This window comes from Roseateles sp. GW821-FHT02E12, from assembly GCF_059421665.1.
Genome location: NZ_JBWKVK010000003.1, coordinates 670,940 through 697,672 on the forward strand (window position 1 = coordinate 670,940; position 26,733 = coordinate 697,672).

The 26,733-nt window shown below is 69.4% G+C and carries 28 protein-coding genes and 1 tRNA gene; 24 read left to right on the forward strand and 5 right to left on the reverse strand.

Features of this window, described 5'->3' with window-relative positions; all coding sequences use genetic code 11:
* Positions 1–6 precede the first annotated feature (6 nt).
* The 3 genes from AC07V5_RS21055 to AC07V5_RS21065 all read left to right on the forward strand — a co-directional run bounded on the left by AC07V5_RS21055 (position 7) and on the right by AC07V5_RS21065 (position 727).
* A tRNA-Arg gene (locus tag AC07V5_RS21055) sits at positions 7–83 on the forward strand.
* Between the two features lie 214 nt (positions 84–297).
* Positions 298–495, forward strand: coding sequence for a hypothetical protein (locus AC07V5_RS21060; protein ID WP_495117658.1), 198 nt, complete (start codon positions 298–300; stop codon positions 493–495).
* Positions 473–727 (forward strand): hypothetical protein, encoded by a 255-nt coding sequence (locus AC07V5_RS21065; RefSeq protein WP_495117659.1) that lies wholly within the window; start codon positions 473–475, stop codon positions 725–727. The genes AC07V5_RS21060 and AC07V5_RS21065 overlap by 23 nt, the downstream gene beginning before the upstream one ends.
* Positions 728–750: 23 nt before the next feature.
* Here the strand turns inward: AC07V5_RS21065 and AC07V5_RS21070 are convergent, their stop codons facing one another.
* A complete protein-coding gene (locus AC07V5_RS21070) occupies positions 751–1,437 on the reverse strand; it encodes an N-acyl amino acid synthase FeeM domain-containing protein (RefSeq protein WP_495117660.1) in 687 nt (228 codons plus the stop codon).
* A 433-nt stretch (positions 1,438–1,870) separates the two neighbouring features.
* Here AC07V5_RS21070 and AC07V5_RS21075 point away from each other — a divergent pair, with 433 nt between their 5' ends.
* Positions 1,871–2,161 (forward strand): hypothetical protein, encoded by a 291-nt coding sequence (locus AC07V5_RS21075; RefSeq protein ID WP_495117661.1) that lies wholly within the window; start codon positions 1,871–1,873, stop codon positions 2,159–2,161.
* Between the two features lie 188 nt (positions 2,162–2,349).
* Here the strand turns inward: AC07V5_RS21075 and AC07V5_RS21080 are convergent, their stop codons facing one another.
* Positions 2,350–2,949, reverse strand: a complete 600-nt coding sequence (locus tag AC07V5_RS21080) for an outer membrane beta-barrel protein (protein WP_495117662.1) — start codon at positions 2,947–2,949, stop codon at positions 2,350–2,352.
* 216 nt (positions 2,950–3,165) lie between these two features.
* On the opposite strand from AC07V5_RS21080, the gene AC07V5_RS21085 reads away from it, so the two are divergent.
* Together AC07V5_RS21085 and AC07V5_RS21090 are read left to right on the forward strand one after the other, a co-directional pair.
* Positions 3,166–3,846 (forward strand): response regulator, encoded by a 681-nt coding sequence (locus AC07V5_RS21085; protein WP_495117663.1) that lies wholly within the window; start codon positions 3,166–3,168, stop codon positions 3,844–3,846.
* Positions 3,846–5,243, forward strand: coding sequence for an ATP-binding protein (locus AC07V5_RS21090; protein ID WP_495117664.1), 1,398 nt, complete (start codon positions 3,846–3,848; stop codon positions 5,241–5,243). Before AC07V5_RS21085 ends, AC07V5_RS21090 begins: the two co-directional genes overlap by 1 nt.
* 33 nt (positions 5,244–5,276) lie before the next feature.
* On the opposite strand, the gene AC07V5_RS21095 is transcribed toward AC07V5_RS21090, so the two are convergent.
* Positions 5,277–7,592, reverse strand: coding sequence for a xanthine dehydrogenase family protein molybdopterin-binding subunit (locus AC07V5_RS21095; RefSeq protein ID WP_495117665.1), 2,316 nt, complete (start codon positions 7,590–7,592; stop codon positions 5,277–5,279).
* On the reverse strand, positions 7,589–8,056 hold the full coding sequence (locus tag AC07V5_RS21100; RefSeq protein ID WP_495117666.1) for a (2Fe-2S)-binding protein: 468 nt from the start codon (positions 8,054–8,056) through the stop codon (positions 7,589–7,591). Before AC07V5_RS21100 ends, AC07V5_RS21095 begins: the two co-directional genes overlap by 4 nt.
* Before the next feature lie 292 nt (positions 8,057–8,348).
* Here AC07V5_RS21100 and AC07V5_RS21105 point away from each other — a divergent pair, with 292 nt between their 5' ends.
* The gene (locus AC07V5_RS21105) at positions 8,349–8,915 is read left to right on the forward strand and encodes a PEP-CTERM sorting domain-containing protein (RefSeq protein WP_495117667.1); all 567 of its coding nucleotides are present in this window, start codon (positions 8,349–8,351) and stop codon (positions 8,913–8,915) included.
* A 145-nt stretch (positions 8,916–9,060) separates the two neighbouring features.
* On the opposite strand, the gene AC07V5_RS21110 is transcribed toward AC07V5_RS21105, so the two are convergent.
* Entirely contained in the window at positions 9,061–9,807 is a 747-nt protein-coding gene (locus AC07V5_RS21110) for a type 1 glutamine amidotransferase domain-containing protein (RefSeq protein WP_495117668.1), read from the reverse strand.
* 109 nt (positions 9,808–9,916) lie between these two features.
* Here AC07V5_RS21110 and AC07V5_RS21115 point away from each other — a divergent pair, with 109 nt between their 5' ends.
* The 17 genes from AC07V5_RS21115 (at position 9,917) to AC07V5_RS21195 (ending at position 26,218) form a co-directional block, all read left to right on the forward strand.
* Positions 9,917–10,411 (forward strand): (2Fe-2S)-binding protein, encoded by a 495-nt coding sequence (locus tag AC07V5_RS21115; RefSeq protein ID WP_495117669.1) that lies wholly within the window; start codon positions 9,917–9,919, stop codon positions 10,409–10,411.
* A complete protein-coding gene (locus AC07V5_RS21120) occupies positions 10,408–12,558 on the forward strand; it encodes a xanthine dehydrogenase family protein molybdopterin-binding subunit (protein WP_495117670.1) in 2,151 nt (716 codons plus the stop codon). The genes AC07V5_RS21115 and AC07V5_RS21120 overlap by 4 nt, the downstream gene beginning before the upstream one ends.
* The gene (soxX, locus tag AC07V5_RS21125; protein WP_495117671.1) at positions 12,558–12,926 is read left to right on the forward strand and encodes a sulfur oxidation c-type cytochrome SoxX; all 369 of its coding nucleotides are present in this window, start codon (positions 12,558–12,560) and stop codon (positions 12,924–12,926) included. Before AC07V5_RS21120 ends, soxX begins: the two co-directional genes overlap by 1 nt.
* Entirely contained in the window at positions 12,923–13,333 is a 411-nt protein-coding gene (locus tag AC07V5_RS21130) for a thiosulfate oxidation carrier protein SoxY (RefSeq protein WP_495117672.1), read from the forward strand. Before soxX ends, AC07V5_RS21130 begins: the two co-directional genes overlap by 4 nt.
* Positions 13,333–13,656: a thiosulfate oxidation carrier complex protein SoxZ gene (locus tag AC07V5_RS21135; RefSeq protein WP_495117673.1), complete on the forward strand. Its 324-nt coding sequence runs from the start codon at positions 13,333–13,335 to the stop codon at positions 13,654–13,656. The genes AC07V5_RS21130 and AC07V5_RS21135 overlap by 1 nt, the downstream gene beginning before the upstream one ends.
* Complete coding sequence (soxA, locus tag AC07V5_RS21140) at positions 13,653–14,375, forward strand: sulfur oxidation c-type cytochrome SoxA (protein WP_495117674.1); 723 nt, start codon at positions 13,653–13,655, stop codon at positions 14,373–14,375. Before AC07V5_RS21135 ends, soxA begins: the two co-directional genes overlap by 4 nt.
* A 148-nt stretch (positions 14,376–14,523) precedes the next feature.
* Complete coding sequence (locus AC07V5_RS21145) at positions 14,524–15,177, forward strand: Pvc16 family protein (RefSeq protein WP_495117675.1); 654 nt, start codon at positions 14,524–14,526, stop codon at positions 15,175–15,177.
* On the forward strand, positions 15,177–15,989 hold the full coding sequence (locus tag AC07V5_RS21150) for a hypothetical protein (RefSeq protein ID WP_495117676.1): 813 nt from the start codon (positions 15,177–15,179) through the stop codon (positions 15,987–15,989). The genes AC07V5_RS21145 and AC07V5_RS21150 overlap by 1 nt, the downstream gene beginning before the upstream one ends.
* A gap of 25 nt (positions 15,990–16,014) precedes the next feature.
* On the forward strand, positions 16,015–18,069 hold the full coding sequence (locus AC07V5_RS21155; protein WP_495117677.1) for a phage tail sheath subtilisin-like domain-containing protein: 2,055 nt from the start codon (positions 16,015–16,017) through the stop codon (positions 18,067–18,069).
* A 14-nt stretch (positions 18,070–18,083) separates the two neighbouring features.
* A complete protein-coding gene (locus AC07V5_RS21160; RefSeq protein ID WP_495117678.1) occupies positions 18,084–18,536 on the forward strand; it encodes a phage tail protein in 453 nt (150 codons plus the stop codon).
* 8 nt (positions 18,537–18,544) lie between these two features.
* Positions 18,545–20,917 (forward strand): hypothetical protein, encoded by a 2,373-nt coding sequence (locus AC07V5_RS21165; protein ID WP_495117679.1) that lies wholly within the window; start codon positions 18,545–18,547, stop codon positions 20,915–20,917.
* Positions 20,917–21,390: a phage tail protein gene (locus tag AC07V5_RS21170; protein ID WP_495117680.1), complete on the forward strand. Its 474-nt coding sequence runs from the start codon at positions 20,917–20,919 to the stop codon at positions 21,388–21,390. Before AC07V5_RS21165 ends, AC07V5_RS21170 begins: the two co-directional genes overlap by 1 nt.
* Positions 21,383–22,279, forward strand: a complete 897-nt coding sequence (locus AC07V5_RS21175) for a CIS tube protein (protein WP_495117681.1) — start codon at positions 21,383–21,385, stop codon at positions 22,277–22,279. Before AC07V5_RS21170 ends, AC07V5_RS21175 begins: the two co-directional genes overlap by 8 nt.
* Positions 22,280–22,294: 15 nt before the next feature.
* Entirely contained in the window at positions 22,295–22,474 is a 180-nt protein-coding gene (locus tag AC07V5_RS21180) for a hypothetical protein (protein ID WP_495117682.1), read from the forward strand.
* Positions 22,475–22,476: 2 nt separating this feature from the next.
* Entirely contained in the window at positions 22,477–23,556 is a 1,080-nt protein-coding gene (locus AC07V5_RS21185) for a phage late control D family protein (protein WP_495117683.1), read from the forward strand.
* Positions 23,553–24,269, forward strand: coding sequence for a phage baseplate assembly protein V (locus tag AC07V5_RS21190; protein ID WP_495117684.1), 717 nt, complete (start codon positions 23,553–23,555; stop codon positions 24,267–24,269). Before AC07V5_RS21185 ends, AC07V5_RS21190 begins: the two co-directional genes overlap by 4 nt.
* Positions 24,266–26,218, forward strand: a complete 1,953-nt coding sequence (locus AC07V5_RS21195; RefSeq protein ID WP_495117685.1) for a hypothetical protein — start codon at positions 24,266–24,268, stop codon at positions 26,216–26,218. Before AC07V5_RS21190 ends, AC07V5_RS21195 begins: the two co-directional genes overlap by 4 nt.
* The last annotated feature ends 515 nt before the right edge of the window (positions 26,219–26,733 follow it).

Genomic DNA, 26,733 nt, shown 5'->3' on the forward strand with positions numbered 1-26,733 from the left:
GTTTCACTGCCCATAGCTCAACTGGATAGAGCACCAGCCTTCTAAGCTGGGGGTTCCAAGTTCGATTCTTGGTGGGCAGGCCAAATCAACAGATCAAGGCATCTCACTGCCACTCAGGCGCCCAGGTTCCCCAAGGACCTGGGCGCTTTTTCATGGCGTGCCTGCAAAAACGCTATCCCCCTTTGGGGGGATACGAGGGGGGATGCCATCCACCTTCTCCCCCTTCGACACCCCCAAAGGGCGATACCCCCGCCGTGGCCCGACGCCGAGACTGAGTTCATCGACATCGGAGCCACCATGACCCTTCAACTTGCCACCCTAGCCCAAGCCTCCGTGCTGCAGTTGCGCGACGCCATCCGGCGCGTGACTTCCCTGCATGCGGGCACCGCCGAGGAGCTTCTCGAAGACGAATTCCTGGCCGGTGTCGAGGCCAGCGACGTGAGCTGGTCCGATTGGGAAGAGACGAACTTCGATGTTCGCCAGTTCCATGTTTGAAGCCGACCGCCGCGCGTGGGAGCAGGCGCCACGCATCAGCCACTGGGTGTTCGACTCAGTCCCGGGGCAGATCAGCGGCTGCGATGGCGAGGGGCGGGTCCTCATGGCCATCGCGACCGATCCGTTCTTCGGTGTGCGGCTGGCGGCGGCGTTCGACTCGAACGTTGTGGTTCAGCGGCCAACCGAATGGCGTAGCGCCGGCACCCGGCCGCCGCCTGCCTTCCCGTTTTGATCGGGTGAGGTGACCCGGGCGGCTTAGGACAACCTGCCCAGCATCGTGGCTTCGGCCGCTTCACCCCAGGCCAGCGGGTAGAGGCTGCGCGCCGAGGCCAATGACTCCGGGCGGCCGCCCCACAGCGAGATCTGCTCACGCACTTCAGCCAGGTCGATGCTCATCAACACGGCCGGCGCGTCGACGCGTGGGTTGTGGCGGGCAGCGGTGAAGGGCGCCAACCCCAGGCAGCGGCGGTAGAAGCCGACGTGGCGCGGGTTGACCTCGATGACGAGGCGCTGGCAGCCGGCGCGTCGGTGGGCGTGCAGATAGCCGAGGTGAAAGATCTGCGCCAGCACCCGCTTGGGCTCGTGGGAATGCTTGTCCACGGCCAGGCCGCCGAATTCGCAGAGCTTGATGCCCTGGGCCCGCCAGTCATTCAGCTCCGCTGCGAAAAGCAGGTCGGCATGCAGCCCGTCCGTGCCGTCAAAGCGCACGGACAGCGTGCCGACGATTCGGTTCTCATCGCGCGCCACGCAGACGATGTCGCCGTCCTGGTTACGGCTGCTGTAGCGCTCGCGGCCGATGTTCAGGCCACGATCGCCATAGCGGCGCTCGACCAGGCCAAGGGCCTCACCCTCGAGGCCGCCGAAGCCGCTGTCCAGGGCCAGCGGGACATTTGCAAAGGTGTTGGGGAGCGAGCTACGCCGCGCTTCGATATTGGGGACCATGGACTGCATCCTTGCCAGCGCCCAGTGCGCGGGCCGCAGTCTAGGGAGGCAGGACGGTGCTTTGATCGAGTCTCACAGACCGATACATCCGACACAGGAGGTCCATGCGGTTTCGCACGCGGCGCTGCGCCTTGTGTGCTGAGTTGTAAGGCTTCGTATGCCCGAGAACCCAGTATTCATCGGCCTTGCAGCTCGGCATGCCGTCCTACAAGCCACCGCTTTTCGGCGCGCTACATTGGCTTCGGGCTTAGGCCCCCTGCTGTTCCTCCCTGAGCAGGCGTCTCCGTGACAGCGGACGACGGTTTCAACCCCAGCCGATGGCTGGGGTTTCTTTTTTTTTGCCTCGGTTCTGGCTGGATTCGAGCGTCGTCGAGAAGGCTGCGTAGGCGTGGCGCTAGCATGCGCTGCCCGCCCACGACCTGTTCGCCTGCCCATGAGAGTCCTGTTGCTTGTCTGCATTGCGCTGAGTGCCTGTGCCTCACCGCGTTGGTTGAATTCGCAAAACCCCGGGGCGGACCTGGAGGGCGACACCGCTGCGTGCGACAAGGATGCCGAGCGGGTGGGCCGGCTCAATCAGTTGGGTAGTCAGGTAGCGAGCCGCAATTGCATCGACGGCCCGATGTGCCTGAGCCTGGCCGAGAACCAGCGCATCCAGACCATCGCCGAAGCCGCCAACGCCCAGAAACGTTGCATGGCTGCTCGCGGTTGGCGTCAACAGGGCTGATCGCGACGCAGATCACCCACTGGATCCCCGTCGACAGCGCCGAGTTGGCCGTCGACTACCGCCCATCGCGATGATGGGCGGCCGCCGTTGGTGTTCTTGCATGCCGGTGTGACTGACGGCCGCCCGGACGCTGTTGCTGGACATGAATGCCATCCTGGCTCACCTGCCGTCGCTGGAGCCCTGAACGCTCAGAAGCGATAGCGGACGCCGGCGCTGAAGAGGTTGGCGCGCACCTTGCTCGACACCTGGCCGAAGTGGTCGAAGTCCGCCGTCAGCGCGATCGCATTCGTCAACTGGTACTCGGCGCCGATGCCCCACATGAAGGAGCGCTTGGAGCCCGTCATGTCGCTTGAGGCCGGCAGCAGGTTGGCGCCGCTGGCCTTGCCGAAGGAGACGCCGGCCTTGCCTGTCAGCGCGAAGTCGGTCGACAGCGGCAGGCGGCTGGTGGCGGCCACGTAGAGGCTGCGGGCCGTCACGCCCTGTGACACCGCACTGTTGCCCACGGTCAGCGTCTCGACGGCCGAGCCGAGGCGGACATAGCCCGCTTCGACGCCCACCCTGTCGCTGAACCGGTAGCCGCCGTAGACCTTGCTGGCCTGGGCAGATTCATCGCTGCCGGTCTTGGGCAGGCCCAGGTTCTTGGTGGAGAACGAGGTGCGGCCGATGGCGGCGCCCACATAAGGGCCGGTGGCCTGCGTGGTGTCCGCGTCGGCGGCCCAGGCGGAGGGCATGGCAGAGGACATGGCAAGCATGCTGAGCAGGGGTGCGGCGAATTGGAGGCGGTTCATGGTGTTTCCTTGGAGTTGTCGAAGCGGATGAAAGAGGTGGGCCGGGCGTTCCGTGCTTCGCATCTCGGTGCCGGCGGCCGAGCTGTGTTTCGGCGCTGATGCAGTGTCGAAATCGCAGATGAAGCGAAGCCAAAGCCTTTCTGAAGGCTTGATGAACGGGCACCATTCGCCCGCCGCTTCAGGCTTCCTTCATGTAGCGCCGCTCCAATCCCTGGCATGAACATCCTGTTGGTTGAAGACGATCTCGAGCTCGGCAACGGCGTGCGCATCGCGCTCGAAGACCAGGGCCTGGCGGTGCTGTGGGTGCGGCGCCTGGGCGACGCCGTGCAGGCGCTCGACAGCCGGCCTTTTGACCTGGTGCTGCTGGACCTGGGCCTGCCCGATGGCGATGGCCTGACGCTGCTGGCGCGCCTGCGCCGCGATGCGGAAACGACGCCGGTGCTGATCCTGACCGCCCGCGACGCACTGGCCGACCGGCTCGCGGGCCTGGACCGCGGGGCGGACGACTACCTCGTCAAGCCCTTCGCACTGGCCGAGCTGGTGTCGCGGGTGCGGGCCCTGGCGCGCCGCAGCTACGGCATGGCGGGCGAAACGCTGGAGGTGCGCAAGCTGGTGCTGCACACCGCGACGATGCGGGTCACCGTCGATGGCAAGGCCGTCGAGCTGTCGCGCGCGGAGTTCGAGCTGTTGAGTCTCTTGATCAAGCGCGTCGACCGTGTGCTGACGCGCCGCATGCTCGAAGAGCAGGTGCTGCCTGGCGGCCTGAACAACGAAAGCAATGTGCTGGACGTGCACATCTCCAACCTGCGCCGCAAGATCGGGCCCGGCTACATCCGCACGGTGCGCGGCGTGGGCTATGTCATCGACCGCATCGACGCCGCCGGGGAGCCGGGCTGATGCTGGCCCGCCTGCGCGCGCTGCTGTTCTCGTCTCTCGTCGGCCGGCTGGTGCTGGCGCAGATGGCGCTGGTGCTGCTGCTGTGGGGCGCTGCCTGCGCCTATTTGATCCACGACACGGCGCGCTACGACGAGATCCTCGAGCCCGCGCTGGCCAGCCCGCGCGCGGACATGATCCTCGCTGTCGTCGATGCGCTGGCCGACCAGCCCGACAAGCTCGCCGCTGCGCTGCTGCGCATCGATGTCTTCCAGCGCCGCGAGAACAACGAGGAAGACGACCCCGCGCTGCGCCAGACCATGGTTGTCTGGAAAGGCGACAGGCTCATCTACGCCTCGCCCGGAGAGCCCGGTGCGCTGCGCACGCTGAAAGACCGCCAGCTGGAGCGACTGGAGGTCGATGGCACGCCGTGGCGCACCTACAGCCAGGCTTCCGCGGTGTCGGACGCGCGCGTGACGCTGATCCGCTCCGGGCACACGATGAAGATCATCTTCGCGCTGGGCTCGCGCGGCATCCTGATCCTGCCGCTGCTGATCAGCCTGCCTTTCCTCGTCTTGCCGGCCTGGCTGTCGGTGCGCCTCGCGCTGCGGCCGTGGCAGCGCTTCTCGGCGGAGATCGCGGCACGCGGCCCGGACGATCTCGCGCCCCTGCAGTTCGGCAGCGGCTACCGCGAGCTGCGCCCGCTTTCCGGCGCGGTGAACCAGCTGCTGGCGCGCGTGGCCGCGAGCATGGAGCGCGAGCGCAGCTTCATTGCCGACGCGGCGCATGAACTGCGCACGCCGCTCGCGGCCATGCGCATCAACGTCGAGGCGCTGCGGGGCCACCGCGACGACCCGCGCGACCTGGAGCTGCTGGATGGCCTGGTGCGCAGCAATGTGCGCACCAGCCGCCTGGTGGCGCAGCTGCTGGAGCTGATGCGCAGCGACGCCGCCCGGCCGCAGAGTGCCCGCGCACCGCTCGGCCTCGCGGAGCTGGCACAGGAGCGGCTGGCAGCCCTCAGCGGCCTGGCCCGGGCTCGCCGCATCGAGCTGGACCTTCGTGCCCACGGCGAAGGCATGGTGGACGGCGAGCGGGAAGGCCTGACGTCGATGCTCGACAACCTGATCGAGAACGCGATCAAGTACTCGCCCGCCGGCTCCACCGTCGAGCTCGGCCTGATCGAGGAGGCCGCGGGCGTGCGGCTGTGGATCGAGGATGCCGGCCCTGGCATCCCTGAGGCCCTGCACGAGCGGGTCTTCGACCGCTTCTTCCGCGTGCCTGATCAGGCCCAGGCGGGCAGCGGCCTGGGCCTGGCCATCGTCAAGGCGGTGGCCGACCGGCACGGTGTCGCGGTGCGCCTGTCGGCGGGTGCCGACGGCCAGGGGCTGCGCGTCACGCTGCTGTTTGCGGCAGCGGCCTGAGGACGCCCCCGAAGCCACCCCTGAAGCGCCGCCTCAGGCCTTCTTCGCCGTCAGCTGATCCTTCAACGGCAACTGCCGGATGCGCTTGCCCGTGGCAGCGAAGATGGCGTTCATCAGTGCCGGCGCGATCGGCCCCATGGCCGGCTCGCCAACGCCGCCCAGCGGCTGGTCGTAGCCCTTGGCCGGCATGATGTGGACGGCGATCGTCTTGGGCGCGACGTTGAGCCGCGCGATTTCGTAGTCGTGGAAGTTGCTCTGCTCGACGCGACCGTCCTTGAACGTGATCTCGCTGTACAGCGCATGGCTCAGGCCCATGATGCAGGCGCCCTCGATCTGGGAGCGGATGCGGTCCGGGTTGATGGCCGGGCCGCAGTCCACGGCCACATCAATGCGCGGGATGCTGAGCTCGCCCTTGGCGCTGACCCGCACCTCGACGACCACGGCCATGTAGGTCACGAAGCTGTAGTTGGCCGCCAGCCCCAGCCCCTGGCCGCGCGGCAGCTTCCGGCCCCAGCGCGCCTCCTTGGTCGCGCGTTCGATGACGCCGCGCAGCCGGCCCGTGTCGACCGGGTAGAGCTGGGGTGACTCGCCGTGGTTCCAGTCGTCGCCCATCTGCGGCGGCGGGATCTGGGCTGCCGGGCCGAGCAGATCGAACAGGAAGTCGCGGTGGTCGCGCTTGGCCGCGTGGGCCAGCTCGGCCACGAAGGACTGGGCCGCGAACTGGTGCTGGATGTTGTTGACGGAGCGCAGCCAGCCGATGCGGGCATGGGCCGTTGCGGCCGGGTTCTCGATGCGGATGTTCGGGATCGCGTAGGGCAGGTTGATCAGGCCCAGGCCCAGCTCGAAGGGGGCGAGCTGCTTGGGGTCGGGCATGAAGATCGACAGGATGGTCGGCTCGGCCGCACGCTGCAGCCAGGCGGTGACGCGGCCCTTGGCGTCCAGCCCGGCCTCCAGATGTTGGGCGGTGACCGTGTGCAGATAGTCGTGGTGCAGGTCGTCCTCGCGCGTCCAGGTCAGCTTGACCGGCACGCCCTGCATCTGCTGCGAGGCCAGCGCCGCCTCGACGACGAAGTCGGGCTTGGACTTGCGGCCGAAGCCGCCGCCTAGCAGGGTCACGTTGACCGTCACCTTGTCCACGCCCAGCCCGAGTCGCGCGGCGACGCGCTCGCGCGCGGCCTGGGGCGACTGCACGCAGGCCCAGACCTCGCAGCGCCCGTCGACGATGCGCGCCGTCGCGGCCGGTGGCTCCATCGTGGCGTGGGCCAGATGGGGCGCGTAGTAGTCGGCCGCCACGCGCTTGGCGGCCTTGCCCAGCGCGGCGGGTGCGTCGCCGTCGTCGCGCACGACCTTGCCGCCCGGCTTGGCGACGGCGGCCTCCAGTTCGCGGCGGAAGGCCGCAGAGTCGTAGCTGGCGTGAACGCCGTCGTCCCAGACGATCTTCAGCGCCTCGCGGCCCTTCATTGCGGCCCAGGTGTCCTTGGCGACGACGACAACCCCGCCCAGCGGCTGGAATTCCGCCGGCGCCGGCGTGCCCGCCAGCTCGAAGACCTTGACGACGCCCGGGACCTTCAGCGCCGCACTGCTGTCGACGGACTTGAGCTTGCCGCCGAACACGGGAGGCCGCGCGATGACCGCATACAGCATGCCGGGCAGCCGCGTGTCGATGCCGTATTGCGAGCGGCCCGTGACGATGACTTCGGCGTCGACGAGATGGCTGTCCTGCTTGCCGATGTAGCGGAAGTCCTTGGCGTCCTTCAGCTTCAGCGCCTCGCGCTTGGGCACGTCCAGCTTGGCGGCGGCTTCGGCCAGCGCGCCATAGCCCAGGGAACGGCCACTGGCCGTGTGCGTCACCGCGTGGTTGCTGGCCCGCACCTCGGCCACCGGCACGCCCCATTGCAGCGCGGCGGCCTGCTCCAGCATCTGGCGGGCCGCGGCGCCGCAGCGGCGCATGGGCATGAACCAGTGGCGCATGCTGCGTGAGCCGTCGGTGTCCTGATTGCCGTACTTTTCTTCGTCGCCAGGCGCCTGCACAACCTTGACCTTGGCCCAGTCGGCCTCCAGCTCGTCGGCCAGCACCTTGGGCAGGCTGGTGCGCACGCCCTGGCCCATCTCGGAGCGGTTGACCACGATGCTGACCGTGCCGTCGGGCGCAATGGCCACGAAAGTGCGCGGGCTGTCCTGGATGCCATGGGGCATGGCGTCGCCGCCGTACTTCTTGGGCTCGTCGGCGCCCGCGATGCCAGGCAGGCCGACGGCGAGGACCAGGCCGGTCAGCGGCAGTGCGCTCAACAGCGAGCGGCGGGTCAAGCCTGTTTCACGCAGCAGTTGCTGGGGGATGAAGGCATTCATGCGGCACCGCCTTCCAGGCCGGCGGCCGTCTTGATGGCACTGCGAATGCGCGTGTAGGTGCCACAGCGGCACAGGTTGCCGCTCATGGCCGCGTCGATGTCGGCATCGGTGGGCTTGGGCTTTTGCTGCAGCAGGGCCGTCGCGCTCATGATCTGACCCGCCTGGCAGTAGCCGCACTGCGGCACGCCGAGCTTGACCCAGGCGTGCTGCACGGCCTGGCCGGTCTTCGTCGCGCCAACGCCTTCGATGGTCACGATGCGCTTGCCCGTCGCGGCGGACAGCGGCGTCTGGCAGGCGCGCACGGGCTGGCCATCGAGGTGCACCGTGCAGGCGCCGCACAAGGCGAGGCCGCAACCGAACTTGGTACCCGTCATGCCGAGGTGGTCACGCAGCACCCACAGCAGCGGGGTGTCCTCGCCGGCCTCCACCGTCATCGAAGTGCCATTGATCTGCAATGTCGTCATCGAAGTCTCCGTGTTGGTTTGGACCTGCTCCGAGCCTCGGGGCCGGAGGATTATTCGAGGATTGGGCGCGGCGTGCACGAACGCCGCAAAACCTGACCCGGCGCACGGGGAAAGCTGTCGGTGGATTTGACAGCGCTCGAGCCTTTTGCAAATGAACTCAGCCAAATCAATGAGTTATGGCGCTGGCTCGTTTTTTGCTTACAAAGCTTTACGTTTGCTGGGCCGCCGCCGCCTGGCAATCACAGACTCGCTATCGGCGGCTTGACAAGTTCTACCCCCGGAGAATTCACTCATGCTTCTGAAGAAAACGCTGGCCGCTGTGGCCCTTGCGGCGCTTGCCGCCTCCTCGGCTCAGGCCGGCCTGGTGGGCACCACGTTGGACTACGCCGCATCGGCCACCGGCACGACGCAGATGAAGGTCTTCGGGCCGCCCTCCGCCACGGTCGGTGCGGGCAACGAGTTTTTCGCCTGCGTGGGCCCCTCGGGCAACAACTGCTCGTCGTCCGGCCTGTTCGTGGGCATCGACGTGTCGGATGCGGCGATCACCATCAGCTTCGCGGGTTCCACGAACTCCGCCGCGGGTTCCTTCTTCCTGGATCTGTCGGGCTTCGATGAGGACATCCTGTCGCTCACGCTGGGCTCGTCAAAGAACCTGGCGGCCGGCATCCTGGGCAACTACAGCTTCACGAACAGCACGGCCAGCTTCCGCTTCGACACGACCAACGTCTACAACGGCACGAACGCGGCGTTCTATACGTTCAACCTGCGCACCGCCGCCCGCCTGCCCGAGCCCGCCAGCCTGGCGTTGGCCGGCTTGGCCTTGGTGGCCCTGGGCGCCGTTCGCCGCCGGCGCCTCTGACGCCGCCTCAGGCTTTCGCCCCGCAAGGCGCCCGGCTTCGGCCCGGCGCCTTTTTGTTTCCTGATTGGGAATCAAGCTCTGCCCCACCTTCCATCGCTGGAGGCGCCTGAGGTGTTCAACAGAGTGTTGCGAGAAGCGGGCTGTTCTAACCGAGCATCTCGGCAAACTTCAGCGCGAAGCCATGCACGTCGCCTGGCCATCGTGCGCTGAGGTAGCGGCCGTCGCGCAGGGCGAAGCCGCGCCCGAGGTGGTCGGGGTCATCGCGCAGCAGCGCCGGCGGACCCACGTCAAAGTCCTGTGGGCGAGCCAGCAGGGACTGCACTTCGGTCTGCAACGGCGTGGGGTAGGTGCGGTAATAGCTGCCCAGCCATGCGGCGGTCATCAGCCAGGCCGTCATCTCCTGCTGCTTCGTCAGCCCGGTGGTGCGCCGGCCGTGCAGCACCGACAGGCCGTCAGCGCGCTTCGAACGAGCCGCCAGCAGCACGCCGTGGCAGATGGCAGCGACCGGCTTGTCGGCCGCGAATTGCGCGGCGATCAGCGCCTGCAGCCGGGGTGATTCGAGATAGACCTTCATGCCCGGCGCATGGCCGCCGGGGAGGAGCAGGGCATCGACGGCGTTCTCTTCGATGTTGACGTAGGGGATGGGCAGCCGGAACGCCTCGCTCTGCACCATGGCTGCGTGCGCTTCACGCGCCGCAGCGTTGGCACGCAGCAGCGGCGCCCACATGCCCAGGCCGTGGCCGTCCAGCATGCGTGAGTCAGCCCGGGCAGGCCGCCCCTCCGGTGTGGCGAAGCTGATCGCGTGACCGCGGGCGCTGAGCAGCCGCCAAGGGATGGCCGCCTCGGTGGGGTCGTAGTCCTCGGCGGGCAGCGGGATCAGGATGCGGGCCATTGCGGCCATCTTAGGCATGCAGGCCTGCGCGTCACTGCTTATGCAGGCTGGCGCCGATCCTGCTAGGCTGCCCGCGCCCGCCAAGGGTGGCGGAGCGGGAGCGGCAGGCATGGCGGAATTGACGGTCAACGGCAAGCGGATGCAGTTCGAGGCGGAAGCCGAGACGCCGCTGCTCTGGGTGCTGCGCGAGCAGCTCAGCCTCACGGGCACCAAGTACGGCTGCGGCGTCGCCCAGTGCGGCGCTTGCACGGTGCACATCGACGGCGCGCCGGTACGCAGCTGCGTGATGCCGGCCTCGGCACTCACGACGGCGCAGAAGATCACCACCATCGAGGGCCTGGCCCCCAACGCCTCGCATCCGCTGCAGAAGGCCTGGGACGCGCTGGACGTGCCGCAGTGCGGCTTCTGCCAGAGCGGCATGCTGATGGCCGCCGCGGCGCTGCTGAAAGCCAAGCCCAAGCCGACCGATGCCGACATCGACGCGGCCATGACCAATATCTGCCGCTGCGGCACCTACAACCGCGTGCGCGCCGCCATCCACCTGGCGGCCGGCCAGGTGCAGCGCAAGCAGATCCCCATCGTCATCGAAGGGGGCCAGGCATGAGCGCCGTTCTTTCGCGTCGAAACTTCCTGCACACCACCAGCGCCGCCGCGGGCGGCTTGATGGTGGGCTTCCATGTGCCCGCTCTCGCGCAGGGTGCCTCCACGCCCGAGCTCAACGCCTGGGTGCAGGTGCTGCCTGACGAAACCACCGTTATCCGCATCGCGCGCTCGGAGATGGGGCAGGGCACGCTGACCGGCCTGGCCCAGCTCGTGGCCGAGGAACTGGAGTGCGACTGGGCCAAGGTGAAGACCGAGTACCCCACGCCCGGCCAGAACCTCGCGCGCAACCGCGCCTGGGGCAGCATGAGCACCGGCGGCAGCCGCGGCGTGCGCGAGTCGCACGAGTACGTGCGCAAGGGCGGGGCGCTGGCGCGGGCGCTGCTGATCCAGGCGGCGGCCAACCAATGGAAGGTGCCGGTGGTGGAGTGCGCGACCGTGTCGGGCTGGGTGCAGCACGCCGGCAAGCGCTTGAGCTACGGCCAGCTCGCTGCCGAGGCCGCCAAGCTCGCCGCGCCGGCCGACATCCAGCTCAAGCCCGCCAAGGACTGGAAGCTCGCCGGCCGGCCCATGAAGCGGCTGGACACGAAGCCGAAGCTCGATGGCTCGCTGGTCTACGGCATGGACCTGCAACTGCCCGGCATGCTGAACGCCGCCATCAAGGACTGCCCGGTCTTCGGCGGCAAGCTCAAGAGCTTCGACGCGACCGAGATCGAGAAGCGGCCCGGCGTGAAGAAGGTCGTGAAGGTCGGCGACACGGCCGTCGCCGTGGTGGCCGACACCTGGTGGCGCGCCAAGACGGCGCTGGACGCGCTGCCCATCGTCTGGGACGAGGGCCCCCACGCCAAGCTCAGCAGCGCCGACGTGGCCGCCACGCTGAAGGCCGGCCTGGATGCGCCGGAAGCCGCCGTCGGCAGCACGCAGGGTGACGTGGCCGCGGCGCTCGCCGGTGCGGCGAAGAAGGTCGAGGCCATCTACAGCGCGCCGCACCAGAACCACGCAACGATGGAAGTGATGAACGCGACGGCCAAGTGGACGCCGGAGCGCTGCGAGGTCTGGACGCCCACGCAGAACGGCGAAGCCGCGCTGGCCGCCGCGGCCGAGTCATCCGGCCTGCCGCCCTCGGCCTGTGAGGTCTACAAGCTGCACCTGGGCGGCGGCTTCGGCCGGCGCGGTGCGGTGCACGACTGGGTGCGCCAGGCGGTGGCCATCGCCAAGGAGCTGCCCGGCACACCAGTCAAGCTGATCTGGAGCCGCGAGGAGGACATGACGCACGGCCGCTACCACCCGGTCACGCAGTGCAAGCTGACCGCCGGCCTGGACGCGGCCGGCAAGCTCACGGCCCTGCACATGCGCATCTCGGGCCAGAGCATCATCGCGGGCATCTTTCCGCAGAACATCAAGGACGGGAAAGACCCGGTCGTCTTCCAGGGCCTGAGCGCCGGTGGCGCGGAAGGTGCGCTCGGCTACGCGGTGCCCCACCTGCTCATCGACCACGCGATGCGCAACCCGCCGGTGCCGCCGGGCTTCTGGCGCGGCGTGAACCTGAACCAGAACGCCATCTACATGGAGTGCTTCATCGACGAAGTGGCCCATGCCGCCAAACGCGACCCGCTGGAGCTGCGCCGCGAACTGCTGGCCAACTCGCCCAAGCATCTGGCCGTGCTGAACGCCGTGGCGGCAAAGGCCGGCTGGGGCAAGCCGCGCGCCAAGGGGCGGCATCTGGGCCTGGCGCAGATCATGGGCTTCGGCAGCTATGTGGCCGCCTGCGCCGAGGTGTCGGTGAGCAAGAAGGGCGAGCTCAAGATCCACCGCATCGTTGCCGCCACCGACCCCGGCCACGCCGTCAACCCGCAGCAGATCGCGGCTCAGGTGGAGGGCAGTTTTGTCTACGGCCTGTCGGCGGCGCTGTTCGGCGAGATCACGATCAAGGACGGCCGCGTCGAGCAACAGAACTTCGACACCTACCCCGTTGTCAAGATGGAGCACATGCCAGCCGTCGAGACGATCTGCATGCCCTCGGGCGGCTTCTGGGGCGGTGTGGGCGAGCCGACGATTGCTGTCGCCGCGCCCGCCGTGCTGAACGCGATATTTGCGGCGACGGGCAAGCGCATCCGCGACCTGCCGCTAGCCAAGCACAAGCTGGTGTGATGCGCGCCTTGCTGGCTCTCGCCGTGATGGCCAGCAGCGCGCACGCCGGCGACGTCGAGCGCGGCCGGGCGCTCGTGGCCGACCGCACGCAGAGCCTGTGCCTGCTGTGCCATGCGCTGACGGCCGCCGGCGATGCGAACCAGGGCAACCTCGCGCCGCCGCTGGACGCGGTGGCGACGCGGCTGTCGCCCAAGGGCCTGCGCGACCGCATCGCCGACATGCGCCGCTTCAACCCGGCCACCGTCATGCCGCCGTTCCGCTCCACCGAGGGCCTGCGCGATGTGGCGCCGGCTTGGGCAGGCAGGCCGGCGCTGACCGAGCAGCAGCTCGACGACCTCGTGGCCTATCTCGGCACGCTGGCGAAATGAAGCGCCGGGAGTTCATCGTTGCCGGCGTGGCATTCGCGGCGCTGCCTGAGGCACAGGCGAGCGACGAGGCGATGCGCGCTGCCATCCGCGCCTGGGCTGGCCGCGAGCCCGACGCGGGCGCGTTGAAGGTCGAGATCGCCGAGTTGGTGGAAAACGGCAACGCGGTGCCGGTGCGCGTCGTGGCGAGTGAACCGGTTGCGGGCCTCGCCTTGTTCACGCCGCTCAACCCCGAGCCCGAGGTCGTGCATGTCGCCTTCAGCGCGGTCAGCGCCAAGCCCGAGTTCAGCACCCGCATGCGCCTCGCGCGCAGCCAGCGCATCTTCGCCGTCGCGAAGGCGGCGGATGGCCGTTGCTGGCAGGCGAGCGTGGATGTCATCGTGACCCTGGCCGCTTGCGTGGAGCCCTGATGGCATCCCGCGCCGTTATCACCTTGCCTGCGGCCGTCATGGCGGGCGTTGCCTTCGAAGTGCGCGCCGCCGTGGCCCACGCGATGGAGACCGGCTACCGCAGCAGCGACGAAGGCGCCCGCCTGCCGCGCGACCTCGTGAGGCGCTTCGAGTGCCGGCTCGACGGCGAACTCGTCTTCGCGGCCGACCTGTACGCGGCCATCTCGGCCAACCCCTACCTGGCCTTCTGGCTGCGCGCCAGCAAGCCCGGGGAGCTGAGCTTTTTCTGGCGTGGCGACAACGGTTTCGAGCACCGCGAGACACGCCCGCTGACCCTCGCATGAGAGCCTGGCTGCTGATCTTCATCGCGCTTGCCGTGCAGGCGGACGAGCGCCGCTCCGGCCGCGACACCATGAGCCCGGCCCTGCGCACACTCCAGACCGACGACGCCCAGCATCCTGCGCAGTTGGCGTTGGCGTTCGGCCGGGAGCTGTGGAGCCAGGGCACCAAGTCCTGCGCCAGCTGCCACGGCGAGCCCGACAAGCTGCGCGGCGTCGCCACCCGCTACCCGGCCTGGGATCAGGGGCTCATCGACCTGCCTGGCCGCGTTCAACGCTGCCGCGTGCGCCACCAGCAGCAGCCCGCCTGGGCGCCCGAGGCCGAGCCGCTGCTGGCGCTGACGGCCCTCGTCGCCCAGCAGTCGCGTGGCCTGCCGCTGCAGCCCCCGCGCGGCCCCGAGCTGGACGCAGCAGCCAAGCAGGGCCAGCGTCTTTACACAACGCGCATCGGCGCGCTCAACCTGTCCTGCGCCCAATGCCACGACGAGCGCGCGGGCCTGCGCCTGGGCGGCAGCCTCATCCCCCAGGCCCACGTGGACGACTACCCCGTCTACCGCCTTGAGTGGCAGTCTCTGGGCAGCCTGCAGCGCCGCCTGCGCGGCTGCCTGAGCGGCGTGCGCGCCGACGTGTGGGCCTGGGACAGCGCCGAGCTGCTGGCGTTGGAGACCTATCTCGCCCGCCGCTCGGCCGGCATGGCAACGCAGGCGCCCGGCGTGAGGCCGTGATTCGCGCAATTCAAGGACAACCGGACTTCAGACCTGTCACCTGCTTCGGCTTCTCTCGGTTGATGACGTCCCGCGAGCTGTCCCTAACAAACAGGATGACCGCCCCGGAACCCCCTTCCTAGGATCGGCGCACCCCGTTCAGAGCGGGATGGGAGACAAGGGTGAATCAGCAGAGGCGGGCACGCTGATGGCGCAATACGCGGCCATCCGCGCGGTGGGTGAGAGCGTGCTCGAACTGATGCGCGAAGCCTGCCCCGTGGCCGACCTGCAGCTCGGCGCATCGGCCAAGTTCGAACTGGCGTCTCTCGGCAGCCTCACCGAAGGCCAGACCGTGCCTGCCGAGGGCTTCTATCTCATCCTGTGGCGCGTCGGCATCGGCAGCTCGCCGCGCAACCTGCCGCCGCGGCGGGCGCGCGACGGGAAACTGTTCAAGCCCTCGATGCCGGTAGACCTGTACTTCCTGATGCTGCCCATCGCCGCCACGGCGGACAAGCAGACGCAGATGCTCGGCTGGGCGCTGGCCTTCCTGCACCAGATGCCCGCGCTCAGCGGCGAGGTCATCAACCGCTACACCAAGGGCAACCCGACCGTCTTCCAGCCCGAGGAGACGGTCGAGCTGATTGCCGACCCGCTGAACACCGTCGACTACCTGGCGCTGTGGGACCGCGTGAAGAGCGGCTTCCAGGCCGGCATGACCTATGTCGCTCGCATGGTGCTGCTGGACATCGACCAGCCCCAGCCCACCGGCGCGCCGGTCACCGAGCGCCGCTTCGGCCTGGGCTCGCCTGGAGGTATCGCCTGATGGTCGCCACGCTGCTCAGGCCACCGCTGGATGAACTGCTGCTGCCGGCCGGCGATGCGCTCGCCTTTGTCGACGGCGCCACCGGCATGCCCGTGCAGTCGGGCCTGCGCTGCAGCCTCGTGCTCCGGCGCGGCGGCAAGCTGCTGGGCCGCGGCGTGGCCTCGCCCTCGGGCGTGCACCACTGGCCCGATCTGGCCGAACGCTGGCGCGACCCCGACCCCGCTGCGCCAGTGTTCGCCGATGTCGTCGTGCGCGACGAGCAGGAGCGCTTCCTGCCGCTCAGCCTGCCCTGGCCGCTGCCCACCACGCCCGTGGGTCAAATCATTGGCGGCACCGTCTTTGGCAGCTCGCGGCTGCTGCGTGTGAGCCTGCTGTCCGCGCCGGCGCGGCGCGTGCCGCCGGGCATGGCCAGCATCTACGGCCTGCTCGTCTGGAATGACGGTGCGGCGGCGGCGGCCTGGGCCCGCGTCAGCCTCACCGACGGCGATGGCCGCGTGCATGAGGGCGCGAGCGACGCCGAAGGCCGCCTCAGCCTGCACCTGCCCCAGCCGCGCCCCAACCGCCCCGGCTCGCCGCCCGGCCCGGCATCGCAGCTCAGAGTCTTTGCCGATCCTGCGCTGGCCGCCGCGTCCTTGGGCCTGGGCGCGCCGGACGTGCTGGCCTTCGCCACCCAGCCCGAGGTGCAGGCGATGGACCACCTCAACGGCAACAACCACTACCCCGTCCCCGCTTTCATCCCCGGCGAGCCTTTGATCCTCGCCACCCTCGGCCTGCCGCCGGCGCAGCGCGAACTGCGCCTGTCGCCGATGTGATTCACGTTCCACGAAGGAGACCGTCATGCCCGAATATCTTGCGCCCGGTGTATTCGTCGAGGAGGTCTCCTTCCGATCGAAGTCCATCGAAGGCGTCAGCACGACGACGACCGGCTTCATCGGCCCCAGCCGCTATGGCCCCGTCACCGAGGCGCCCGACATCCTCACCAGCCTGACCGAGTTCGAGCGCAGCTATGGCGACGGCAACCAGCTCGGTTTTGGCGCCGACGGCAGCACCACCGGCGCCAACTACCTCTGGCAGGCCGTGCGCAGCTTCTTCGAGGAGGGCGGCAAGCGCGTCTACGTGAGCCGCGTCTTCCGCCCGCGCAGCGGCAACTACCCGACAGCGCTCGGCGACAGCTTCGCCGCCGCGCCCTACGCCGACGGCCATGGCCGCCTGCTCGTCGGCAGCGCGCCTGACCAGTTCCGTATCGTCGCGCGGTACCCCGGCGCGATGGGCAATTTGCAGGTGCGCACCGGCGTCAAGCTCGGCCCCAACGTGCTGGGCGCACTGCCCGACCCGGGCGGCGGTGGCGGCCTCATCCCGACGCTGGCCAACCTGGCTGACGGCGATGTCGTCTGGATCTCCACGGCCAGCGCCGCGCTGGTCACGCCGGCCACGGGTGCCAACCCGCCTGCCGCGCTGCGCACGATGGCCGACCTGCCGCTGTACGTTGCCCGCCGCAGCGTGGCCGGCGTCTGGAGCTTCACGGCCGGCGTGGCACCTGCTGGCGCGCCGGGCGGGGCGACGAGCTTCTCGCTGGCCGACTTCGCGCTGACGCTCACCCCCGGCAGCGGCGACGCCATTCGCCCCGTGTCGCTGAGCCTCGAGGTACTGACCGCCGACGGCCGCTCGCAGGGCGCCTGGAGCGGCCTGCCGCTGGAGCCCGCGCACAAGACGGCCGGCGTGCCGGATGGCATCTTCGACCTGTTCAGCCTCGCCGGCCCGAGCAGCGCCGGCCTGCCCATCGTGCTGCTCAACGGCAGCGACGCGACCTCCAACCTCATCGACAACGGCAGCGACCTGCTGAAGGCACTGGATGCGCTGAGCACCGGCCTGGACCTGAAGATCACGCAGATCGAGTGGGACGACGCCGGCCAGAACGAGCTCGTGTCGCTGCGCAAGAAGTTCGAGCGCGGCCTGCAGGCCACCGCCTGGCTGGCAGGCGGCAACGACGGCCTGCTGCCCGGCCGCACCGAGTACGAAGGCCGCGCCGACCCCACGCAGGACTACGCCACCGGCCTCAAGCAGTTCGAGGCCATCGAGGACATCTCCATCGTCGCCGCGCCCGGCTCCACCTGGAAGGCCGCCAGCCGCCCCGACGACGTGGCCGCCATCACCAACCTGCTCATCGCCCATGCCGAGAAGATGCGCTACCGCATCGCCGTCATCGACTCGCACGAGGGCATGAAGATCGCCGACGTGCGCAAGTTCAAGGCCAAGCTGGACAGCAAGTACGCGGCCCTCTACTACCCCTGGGTCACCGTCTTCGACGGCATCACCCGCAAGCCGCTCAACCTGCCGCCCTCGGGCTTCGTCGCCGGCATCTACGCCCGCAACGACACCGAGCGCGCCGTGTACAAGGCGCCGGCCAACGAGGTGGTGCGAGGCGCCATCGGCTTCGAGACGCTCATCAACACGGCCCAGCAGGAGGTGCTCAACCCCGAGGGCATCAACTGCTTCCGCTTCTTCGAGGGCCGCGGCAACCGCCTCTGGGGCGCACGCACGATCAGTTCGGACCCCGAGTGGAAATACGTCAACCTGCGGCGCTACTTCGCCTACCTGGAGCGGTCCATCGACAAGGGCACGCAGTGGGCCGTGTTCGAGCCCAACGGCGAGGCGCTGTGGGCCAACGTGCGCGCCACCGTGCGGGACTTCCTGATGAACGAGTGGGCCAACGGCGCGCTGCTGGGCGACAAGCCCGACAAGGCCTTCTTCGTGCGCTGCGACCGCTCGACGATGACGCAGAACGACCTCGACAACGGCCGCCTCGTCTGCCTGATCGGCGTCGCGCCGCTGCGCCCGGCGGAATTCGTCATCTTCCGGATTGGCCAGTGGACGGCCGACCAAAAGTCCTGAGATAGGAGCCCACCATGGCCGTCGTTCGTGATCGACCCTATGTCCAGTTCAACTTCCACGTCAACCTCGGCGACGGGGTGACCAACACGCCCCAGGCCGGCTTCCAGGAGGTCAGCGGCATCGGCATGGAAGTCTCCATCACCGAGTACCGCCCCGGCAACTACGCCTTCAACAACGTCATCAAGACGGCCGGCCTGAACAAGGCCACCGACGTGACGATGAAGCGTGGCGTCATCGGCTCGCTGGACCTCTACAAATGGCTGGACGACGTGCGCAACGGCGCCAGCAACGGCCTGCGCACCGTCACCGTCGAGCTCAAGAGCGAGGACCGCACGCAGACCGTGCAGACCTGGCGCCTCATCAACGCGCGGATCATGAAACACACGTCGGGGCCCTTCAACGCGAAGGGTACGGACGTGGCGATGGAAGAGCTGACGCTGAGCTACGAACGCCTCGAAATGGAATGAGGTCAAACGTGGCAGTCGGAGTTCGCATCGTTGACGACCCGACGCCCAGCGGCGACGGCATGCCCGTCATGGACGTGCCGGTTTTCATCGGCTTCGCGGCCAAGGGGCCGCTGCATCGGCCGGTCGCGCTGGACAGCGCCTCGGCCTATGAAGCCGTCTTCGGCGGTGCGCTCGATCTCGTGCAGGCGGGCGGTGATCCGTCGGAGCGGCTCCAGGCCCATCTCCCGCCGGCGGTGGCCGCCTTCTTCGCCGGTGGCGGGCGCCGCTGCCATGTGATCCGCGTGGCGGGCGAGGGGGCCAGGTCGGCACGCTTCGTGGTGCCCGGCCTGAGGCTGGCCACGCGTGGCGACGACGGCTGGAAAGTTGCCACCACCGACTTGGAGCTGATGGCCAGCAGCCCCGGCGCGTGGGCCGACCGGCTGGAGCTGGCCGCGCGGGTGCGCAGCCAGGCGTTGCAGGCCGGTGCCGGCATCTCGCGCGGCGAGCTGCTGCGCGCGCGCCGGCCCGGCGCCAAGGTCGGGGTCAGCCCGGCCTGGGCCCGCGTCGAGCGCGCCGATGTCTTCGGCGCCGTTGACGCTTTGCCGCTGGACTGGCGCCGCTCGGACGGCAGCGTCGCGCACTTCGATCCGGTCGACTGGCTGATCGAACGCGTGCAGGTCGACCTGGCCCTGCGCTCACCCCAGGCAGCGCTTCAGCACCTGGATGCCTGCGGCCTGGCGCCCGGTGCCACCGCGCTGCCCTGGTTCGCGCCAGACGCCGACACCGCCTACGACCTCGGCCTGGCGCCGGCTGACTGGCCGCTGTGCGGCGGCGCGCCCATGCCGGCCGGCGAGTGGATGCTGCTGCCGGTCGGGCTGGGCTCAGACTTCGAGGCCTGGTCCGCACCCAAGCCCGCCGAGGGAGGGGCGCTGGAGCGCAACGGCCTGGCGGACTTTCAGGCCGGCTTGTTCCTGGATCCCGACTGGAACCCCGGTCTGCGCGGCCGCCTGCTGCTCAGCTGGGCCGACGAAGTGCGTTTCTTCGGCGACAAGCCGCGCCGGCTCAAGGGCCTGCACGGTGCGCTGGGGCGCGACGATGCCTGCGCGGCCGAGGCCAGTTGGGTGCTGGTGCCCGATGCCGTCCACCCCGGCTGGTTGCTCACCGACCCGCTGCCGCGCCGCGACGTGGTGGTGACGACGACGCCCGACCCGGTCTGCGCCTGCCCGCCTGCGACCTTCGACGACTGCGCGCCGCCGCCGCCCGTGCCGCCGCAGCCGCCACGCATCGCCTTCCTCGCTGCCGTGCCTGCGCCACCCGCCGTGCTGCCGGCCGATCGCGAGTTCACGCTGCGCCTGCGAGCCGACCCGGCAGACACCGGCGTGGCGCAGCGCCTCGAAGTGCAGCTCGCCGGCCAGCCCGATTTCTCCGACGCACGGGTCATTGCCGACGCCGCGCCGGCTGCCGACTTGCCCCTCAAGCTCACCGCCGGCGCCTGGTGGCTGCGTGCCCGTGCCCGCCGCGCCGGCCTGACCGGCGCGTGGAGCGAGGTCGCCGAACTCGATGTGCGTGCGACGGGTTGGCGGGCCAAGCCGGCAACGGATGCCGGCGTCATCGGCGCCATCAACCGCGCGTTGCTGGCTTTGGGCGCGGGGTCCCGCGAGCACTTTGCGCTGCTCGCCCTGCCGCAGGGCTGGGATGTGCCCGCCATCGCCAGCCATGTCGCCTCGCTGCGGGCCGAAGCCCAGCTCGTCGACACCTCCGAGGCCGCGAGCGCCGCCAGCTTTGCCGCCATCCACCACCCCTGGCTGCTGCAACGCGACGCCGACGACCGCCTGCGCAGCCACCCACCCACCGGTGCGCTGATGGGCCTGCTCGCCCGCCGCAGTCGCTTGCACGGCGCCTGGGGCGCGCCGGGCGCCGACCCGCTGCCCGCGGCACTCGCGTTGACCGGTGAAGTGCAGGGCGCCGACGCGCTGGAGGCCCTGGGCCTGAACCCGCTGGCCTTGCGCGCCGATGGCATTGCCGCTGTGCGCAGCCAGACCTTGTCGACGGATGCCGACTGGAACGCCATCGGCGTGCGCCGCCTGTTCATCCTGCTGCGCCGCCTGTGCCGCCGCGAAGGCCAGCGCTTTGTCTTCGAGCCCAACGACCTGACGCTGCGCCGCGGCCTGGAGCGCTCCTTCGACGCACTGCTGCACCGGCTGATGCAACGCGGCGCCTTCCGCGGCGTGGATGCCGCCTCGTCCTACCTGTTGAAGACGGCCTCGGGCGCCGCCGCGGATCGCGAGATCGAGCGTGGCGAATGCAGCCTGCTGATCCAGGTGGCACCGAGCCGGCCGCTGCGATTCCTGACGCTGCATTTGCGGCGTTCAGGTGAGCAACTCCTGATCGAGGAACGGTGATGGCTGATGCAGCCCGCGAGCAATGGCAGCCCTTCTCGACGCTGAACTTCGTCGTCGAGATCCTGCCGGACGGCGACAGCAAGCCGCTGGCCGGTGCGGCCTTCTCGGACTGTGACGGCCTGGAGGTCAGCCAGGAGGTCAAGACGCTGCGTGAAGGCGGCAACCCGAACCGGGTGCATCGCCTGGCCGGCCCGGTCAGCTTTGGCCAACTGACGCTCAAGCGCGGCGTCACACGTGGCACCGACCTGTGGAAATGGTTCGACCGATCGCTGGCCAACCCCGCGCTGCGCGCCGGCATCACGATCAGCGTGCTGCGCCATGACAAGAGCGAGTGGGGCCGCTTCGTGTTGTCGCGCTGCCTGCCCATCAAGTTGAAGGCGCCGGTGCTGAATGCCAAGGACGGCAACGTGGCGGTGGAGGAGATCCAGGTCGCCTACGAGGCCTTCAAGTGGGAGGACAAGTCAGATGCCTGAACTTGAAATCCAGCACGCCAAGCTCATCGAGTTGAAGGACGACCTCAGCGACGTGATGCCCGGTGGCAAGTCGCTGACCGTGCAGTTCAACCCCGAGTCGCTGAAGCTCTCCTACGCCAACCAGATCAAGGAGCAGCCCAACGCGAGCGGTGGCGGGGGAGGGGGCGGCGGCAACCAGAGCCAGGGCAGCGCTGCACGCCAGTTCGTTGGCACCGGCACCACCAAGCTCGCCGTGCAGCTGTGGTTCGACGTGGCCGCGGCAACGAGCGCGCCCTTCATCGTCGACGACGTGCGCCGCATCACGGCCCAGGTGCTGTACTTCATCAAGCCCAAGCCGGCCGCGGCGGGCGCACGCGACACCTCGCAGCGCACACCGCCAGGGCTGCGGTTTTCGTGGGGCAATTTCCTGTTCGACGGCATTGTCGAAAGCGTCGAGGAGAGCGTCGAGTTCTTCTCGCCCAAGGGCGAGGCGCTGCGCGCCAGCCTGACGCTGAACATGATCCAGCAGGAGATCCTCGTGCCGGCCTTCACTGGCGACGGCACCGTGCCGGGCGCGCGGCCGCTGTGGCCCGCCGCTGGTGGGCAGTCGCTGCAGGCCTTGCAGGACGCGGCCAAGGCGGCGGGGGCCACGCCCGGGGGCGGCAGTTCGGCGGCTTCTCCCGGCAGCGGTGCCGGCGCGGGCTTCTCTGCGGGGCTGTCCGCTGGCGTTTCGGTCGGTGCATCGGTCAGCGTCGGCGCTGGCCTGGGCCTGAGCACCGGCGCGGCCTTCCAGGGCGGCGCCAGCTGGCAGGCCGTGGCCCTGGCCAACGGCATCGAGAACCCGCGCGCGATGCCGGCGGGCCAGCTCATCGATCTCTCCGCCACCAAGCCCCGCATCGTCAGCGGTTGATCCGAGGAAGCCGCCATGCCCGTCGAAATCCACGAGTTCGAAGTCAGCCCGGCGCCGGCGCCGCCTGCCGCGCCCGGAGCGCCCGCTGCGGCAGGCGCACCCGCACCGGCAGAGCCCGATCTGCAGGCGCTGGCCCAGGCCCGCCGCATCGCCGCCGCCGCGCGCGAGCTGCAACTTCGCGTCTTCAGCCACTGAACATGCCCGACGTTTCGATCCCTCTCGGTAGCGGCCGGCCCACGGTGGAGGTCGAAGGCCAGGTCGCGTCCGACCTGGCCGCAGCGCTTGCGGCGCTGGAGATCCGTGAGCGCATCGACGGCCTCGCCCAGGCCCAGCTCGCCTTCGGCAACTGGGGTACGTGCGACGGCAGCCCCGGCTACACGCTGTTCGACCGCGACCGGCTGGAGTTCGGCAAGCAGATCACCATCAAGCTCGGCAACGACGTGCTCTTCGCCGGCCGCGTGATGGCGCTGCAGGGCCGCTTCCCCAAGGCCGGCATGGGTGAGGCCCAGCTCGTCGTGCAGCTCGAAGACAAGCTGCAGGACCTGCGCATGAAGCGCCGCACGCGCAGCTTCGACCAGGCCAGCCTTTCCGACGCCGCCCAACGCATCGCCAGCGACCACGGCCTGACCGCGGCCGCCGATATGGACTCGCCCACGCTGCCGTTGCTCGCCCAGGTCAACCAGAGCGACCTGGCTTTCCTGCGCGAGCAGGCGCGGCGCTGCGAGGCCGAGGTCTGGCTGGACGGCACCACCCTGCACCTGGCTGCCCGCAAGCGCCGCGGCGGTACCGCGCTGCCGCTGGACCTGGGCGGCAAGCTGCTGGCCTTCGACGTGCGCGCCGACCTCGCGCTGCAGCGCACCGAGTTGAGCGTGGCCGGCTGGAGCGTGGCCGACAAGCAGGCCGTCAAGGAGACGGCCAACGCCGACAGCGTGCTGGGCAGCGAGACGGGTGACGGCGAGGCCGGCGCGGCATTGCTGCAGCAGAAGATCGGCGCGCGGCCCGACATGGTTTCCCACCTGCACCCTGGCTCGGCCGATGAGGCTCGCCAGCTTGCCGAGGCCTGGCTGCGCCAGATCAACCGCCGCTTCGTCGTGGGCCACGGCACCGCCCAGCCGGACGCGCGGCTGCGCTGCGGCGCAACGGTCGACCTGACGGGGCTGGGCCCGCTGTTCAGCGGCAAGTACAGCCTGGCCGAGGTGACGCACCGCTTCGACATGGCCGAGGGCCTGCGCACGGAGTTCGTTGCCGAACGGCCCTGGATCGGACGGGCGCCATGAGTCTGTTCGACATGACACCCGCCGAGGCGCTCTATGCAGACCGCCACCCGCAAGGCTGGGGTGGTCGCTGGTACGGCTGCCACGTCGCCCAGGTCGTGGACTTGATGGACCCCGACAACACCGGCCGCGTGAAGATCACCTTGCCCTGGAGCCCCGATGGCGGCGGCGCGCGCTACGAGGCCTGGGCGCGCATGGCCACGCTGTTCGCCGGCAAGGACCGTGGCAGCTGGTTCATGCCCGAGGTCGACGACGAGGTTCTGATCGTCTTCCAGGGCGGCGACCCGCGCTGGCCCTTCATCGTCGGCGGCCTGTGGAACGGCCAGGACTCGCCGCCCGAGAGCGCCAGCTCGCAGAACAACCACAAGGTCATCAAGAGCCGCAACGGCGTCGTCATCACGCTCGACGATCAAGACGGCCAGGAGCGCCTGCAGCTCGAAACCCCGGGTGGCTGCAAGCTCACGCTGAAGGACGGCCCCGGCAGCGTGACCATCGAGGACAGCAACGGCAACAGCGTGAAGCTGGAAACCGCGGGCATCACCGTCACGGCGTCGGCCAAGGTGACGGTCAACGCCAGCCAGGTGGCTGTGTCGGCCGGCATGGTCACCGTGGACGCCGGCATGTCGCGCTTCTCGGGGGTCGTGCAGGCGGACACCGTCATCACCAACACCATCATCGCGGCGACCTACACGCCAGGCGCGGGGAACATCCTATGAGTGCCTCGCACGTCTTGCGTTGGGTTGGCGCGGAGAGCTTCGTCGCCTCACCGGTTGGCAACTCGCCCGCCATCCTGCGCTTCGACAGCGACGACTTCATGGACCGCCTGCTGGCCATGCTGGCCGACACGCCGCAGGCGCTGCCCAGCTTCGTCGCCAAGCCCGAGTCCTGGCAGGTGCTCGCCGAGCCCACCCCCGCGCCAGCGCTGGAAGCACCCAGGTCCGCCCCGGCCCGCGCGCTGGCCCGCAGCCGCGCCCTCATCGGTTTCAAGCGCCACGAGGTGGCCGCCACGCCGCCGGCGCCCAAGCCGCTGAAGCTCTTCCAGCCCGTGCACCAGCGCTTCTACCTGGCCGCGGCGCATCTCGTCTGCGAGCTGCCCGGCCTGCCCACGCGCACGACCGCCTCGGGCGACAAGAGCGGCATGCTGCTGCGCCGCCTATTGGCCGATGGTCGCGAATGCGCCTTCTTCAAGACGCCCGGCCAGCCCTCGCGCTGGGTGCCGCTGGCCGATGCCTCGCAGCCGTTGCCGGGCGAGGAGTGGCTGGCGGTCTTCCCGCTCAGCTACCAGCCGCCGGCCAGCGGCTCGCGCAAGTTGCTGGCCGGGCTGATCCCCGCCGCCCGGCATGACGATTACCGCTTCGCGTCCGTCGGCACGGCGCCGGCGCCCGCCGCAAACCGGGCCAACGAGCTGAAGGCCGGCGCGCGCATGAAGCTCATCGCGCCCTGGCAAGGGCTGATCGAGCGCGCCCGTGCATCGCGCGACTCGACGGGCGATGTGCAGACCGACAAGCCCTGGGACGACAAGCCCTCGGCCCGCAACGCGGCCAGTGCCAAGTCGCTGCCGCAGCTGAACGACCAGTTGCAGGAATCGAGCTGGCGCCAATTGCAGGAGATGCAGGAATGGCTGGCCGCCACGCTGCCCCTGGTGCACGCGGGCCTGGCCAGCGGCACCGCGGGCACGCTCAAGGCGCAAGCCTTGCTGGACCGCCTTACTGCCGCGGCCTGGGGGCCGACCGAGCGCGCCATCGTCGCGGCCGTGCTGTCGACCGATGTGAAGGTCATCGCCACCACGCCCGCACCCAACCTTCGCCTGGCCCTGGCCGAGATCGGCAAGCCCGGTGTTGGCACGGCGCTGGACGCCACCGAACAGCCCTTCCCGAAAGGCGCCGGTTGGGCGCCGTTCAGCTTCCCGTTGGCGGTGGCAACGCCTGGCCCGGGCGCCATCGCCGGCCCGTTCAACCCCTGGCCGACGGTCGGCGCGGGTGACAACGCCGACGTTCAGGACGTGGCCAACCGCCGGCTGGAGTCGCTCTACAACGACGTGGCCGCCGCCATCGACGAGGCGCTGGCGGCGGCCACGCTCGGCACCGCCACGCCCCAGGCCCCGGACGCCGCCCGCATGGCTGCCGAGCTGCAGGCCACGCTCGCGGCCGACACCGGCCCGCCGCGCTACGTGTTGCGCTTCGTGCACCAGCGCTGCGACTGCGGGCCGCTGCATCCGGCGGTGATGAGCGCGCCCAGCGAGGTGTTCGAGCTTGCCGGCTTCTTCGACCCCGATGCGCCGCTACGGCCCATACGCATCGCGCTGCCGTTTGATACCTCGCCGGGCGGGCTGCGCAAGTTTGGCAAGAACAGCGCTTTCATCATGAGTGACCTGCTGTGCGGGCAGATGAAGCGTGTGCGGCGGCTGGGGTTCGGCGACATGGTGCTGTCGGTGCTGCCGTGGCCTTTCCACAAGGACCTGGACGTGGGGGAGATGGCGCCTTGTGCTCAAGGAGCTGGGGGGCAGACCTTCGGGACGATCTGCTCGTTGTCGATTCCGATCATCACGATCGTGGCGTTCATTTTGTTGATCGTCATTGCGACGTTGCTGGATCTGATCTTTAGGTGGCTGCCGTTCTTGATGGTGTGCTTCCCGATTCCGGGGTTGAAGGGGAAGAAGTCGTGAGGTCGCGGGTCGCTTTTGCTGGGGTTGTGTCTGCTCGGTGCATTGCCGGGAGTCCCGCCCGGCAGCGGGGTAACTTTCTTCTGCGGGGCCAGAAGAAAGTCACCAAAGAAGAGGCCCTGAACCGCACACCAACACCACGGGCACTTGCCACGCATGACAACAACCGATCGTTGTCGGGGACGGAGCGACCCGCTGCGCTCTCGCTGCTGTCCTTGTCACCAGCGCCACTCATCGCACCACCTGCCCGCTTAACGCGCGGCTGCACGCCGTGCTCACGAGAAGACCAAATGCAGCGTCGCTCGAGCGACGCGGTATTCCCTGATGAGCCCGGCGTGCAGCCGGCGTTAAGCGGCGTGAAGGGGCAATGGATGGAGCTCGTCACAGGGACAGCAGCGAGAGCGAAGCGGTTCGCGTCTGCGCGCAATGCCGCTGGCTGTTTTCGCGCGCCGCCGATGGCGGCGTCGCGGTCGTGTGCGGTTCAGCGCCTCTTCTTTGGTGACTTTCTTCTGGCGCCG

Coding starts and splice junctions, on each gene's coding strand:
- AC07V5_RS21175 (WP_495117681.1), top strand. CDS start 21,383: ATGCCTGAACTTGAAATCCAGCACGCCAAGCTCATCGAGTTGAAGGAC.
- AC07V5_RS21115 (WP_495117669.1), top strand. CDS start 9,917: ATGGCGGAATTGACGGTCAACGGCAAGCGGATGCAGTTCGAGGCGGAA.
- AC07V5_RS21095 (WP_495117665.1), bottom strand. CDS start 7,592: ATGAATGCCTTCATCCCCCAGCAACTGCTGCGTGAAACAGGCTTGACC.
- AC07V5_RS21180 (WP_495117682.1), top strand. CDS start 22,295: ATGCCCGTCGAAATCCACGAGTTCGAAGTCAGCCCGGCGCCGGCGCCG.
- AC07V5_RS21100 (WP_495117666.1), bottom strand. CDS start 8,056: ATGACGACATTGCAGATCAATGGCACTTCGATGACGGTGGAGGCCGGC.
- AC07V5_RS21085 (WP_495117663.1), top strand. CDS start 3,166: ATGAACATCCTGTTGGTTGAAGACGATCTCGAGCTCGGCAACGGCGTG.
- AC07V5_RS21195 (WP_495117685.1), top strand. CDS start 24,266: ATGAGTGCCTCGCACGTCTTGCGTTGGGTTGGCGCGGAGAGCTTCGTC.
- AC07V5_RS21110 (WP_495117668.1), bottom strand. CDS start 9,807: ATGGCCCGCATCCTGATCCCGCTGCCCGCCGAGGACTACGACCCCACC.
- AC07V5_RS21090 (WP_495117664.1), top strand. CDS start 3,846: ATGCTGGCCCGCCTGCGCGCGCTGCTGTTCTCGTCTCTCGTCGGCCGG.
- AC07V5_RS21160 (WP_495117678.1), top strand. CDS start 18,084: ATGGCCGTCGTTCGTGATCGACCCTATGTCCAGTTCAACTTCCACGTC.
- AC07V5_RS21135 (WP_495117673.1), top strand. CDS start 13,333: ATGGCATCCCGCGCCGTTATCACCTTGCCTGCGGCCGTCATGGCGGGC.
- AC07V5_RS21060 (WP_495117658.1), top strand. CDS start 298: ATGACCCTTCAACTTGCCACCCTAGCCCAAGCCTCCGTGCTGCAGTTG.
- AC07V5_RS21185 (WP_495117683.1), top strand. CDS start 22,477: ATGCCCGACGTTTCGATCCCTCTCGGTAGCGGCCGGCCCACGGTGGAG.
- AC07V5_RS21170 (WP_495117680.1), top strand. CDS start 20,917: ATGGCTGATGCAGCCCGCGAGCAATGGCAGCCCTTCTCGACGCTGAAC.
- AC07V5_RS21120 (WP_495117670.1), top strand. CDS start 10,408: ATGAGCGCCGTTCTTTCGCGTCGAAACTTCCTGCACACCACCAGCGCC.
- AC07V5_RS21065 (WP_495117659.1), top strand. CDS start 473: ATGTTCGCCAGTTCCATGTTTGAAGCCGACCGCCGCGCGTGGGAGCAG.
- AC07V5_RS21070 (WP_495117660.1), bottom strand. CDS start 1,437: ATGGTCCCCAATATCGAAGCGCGGCGTAGCTCGCTCCCCAACACCTTT.
- soxA (WP_495117674.1), top strand. CDS start 13,653: ATGAGAGCCTGGCTGCTGATCTTCATCGCGCTTGCCGTGCAGGCGGAC.
- AC07V5_RS21130 (WP_495117672.1), top strand. CDS start 12,923: ATGAAGCGCCGGGAGTTCATCGTTGCCGGCGTGGCATTCGCGGCGCTG.
- AC07V5_RS21075 (WP_495117661.1), top strand. CDS start 1,871: ATGAGAGTCCTGTTGCTTGTCTGCATTGCGCTGAGTGCCTGTGCCTCA.
- AC07V5_RS21105 (WP_495117667.1), top strand. CDS start 8,349: ATGCTTCTGAAGAAAACGCTGGCCGCTGTGGCCCTTGCGGCGCTTGCC.
- soxX (WP_495117671.1), top strand. CDS start 12,558: ATGCGCGCCTTGCTGGCTCTCGCCGTGATGGCCAGCAGCGCGCACGCC.
- AC07V5_RS21145 (WP_495117675.1), top strand. CDS start 14,524: ATGGGAGACAAGGGTGAATCAGCAGAGGCGGGCACGCTGATGGCGCAA.
- AC07V5_RS21150 (WP_495117676.1), top strand. CDS start 15,177: ATGGTCGCCACGCTGCTCAGGCCACCGCTGGATGAACTGCTGCTGCCG.
- AC07V5_RS21190 (WP_495117684.1), top strand. CDS start 23,553: ATGAGTCTGTTCGACATGACACCCGCCGAGGCGCTCTATGCAGACCGC.
- AC07V5_RS21155 (WP_495117677.1), top strand. CDS start 16,015: ATGCCCGAATATCTTGCGCCCGGTGTATTCGTCGAGGAGGTCTCCTTC.
- AC07V5_RS21080 (WP_495117662.1), bottom strand. CDS start 2,949: ATGAACCGCCTCCAATTCGCCGCACCCCTGCTCAGCATGCTTGCCATG.